Origin of the sequence: Achromobacter sp. Marseille-Q0513 (assembly GCF_018195695.1) — a bacterium.
Taxonomy (GTDB): domain Bacteria; phylum Pseudomonadota; class Gammaproteobacteria; order Burkholderiales; family Burkholderiaceae_B; genus Achromobacter.
This window is the reverse complement of the sequence record NZ_JAGTJY010000440.1, coordinates 1-635: the sequence shown is the minus strand read 5'-3', so window position 1 is coordinate 635 and position 635 is coordinate 1. Positions and strand designations below refer to the sequence as shown.

Annotated in this window: 1 protein-coding gene; it reads left to right on the top strand. The window is 55.7% G+C overall.

Features of this window, described 5'->3' with window-relative positions:
* Positions 1-601 (top strand): AAA family ATPase (locus tag KDH83_RS31150; protein WP_212322968.1); only part of this gene is annotated, 601 nt, incomplete at its 5' end.
* Positions 602-635: the final 34 nt, after the last annotated feature.

The following is a 635-nucleotide window of genomic DNA, read 5'->3' as shown; positions in this document are numbered from 1 at the left end:
GCAGGTTGGTATTGAAGAAGACCATCAACATGCGCAGCTTTTGCGCCTGACGCATGGAAGCATGCACTTGCCGTTCATGACATGGACGGCGGGTCAACGCGAGTTCACGCCTCTGTTGCTCGGCCTCTATCACTTGCTTCCATCGACCCAACAACGCAAACGCACAGAAACGGATTGGGTTGTGATTGAGGAACCCGAGATGGGCTTGCACCCGCAGGCAGTCACGGCAACAATGCTATTGGTGCTTGATCTACTGTGGCGCGGCTATCGAGTCGTGCTATCGACGCACTCGCCGCATGTCTTGACCATGCTATGGATGATGCGCCAGTTGAAAATCCATCAGGCACGTTCGCAACTTGTCTGCGAAGCCTTCGACGTACCCCACTCCCAAACCATGCGGCTTGTAGCAAAAGCGGCTCTCGAAAAAGACTATCGCGCGCACCTGCTGGAATTCGACGATTCTGGAAAGGTACGCTCCATGGACATCACTTCCCTGGACCCCGGTTCGGAAGATGAACGCATCGCGGGCTGGGGAGGATTGACCACGTTCTCATCACGCTTTGGCGATGCGGTGCGCAAAGCCGTCAATGAGGCCGTGTAATGGCCAAGAAAACTCCCGTCAGGGCAGCGCTACA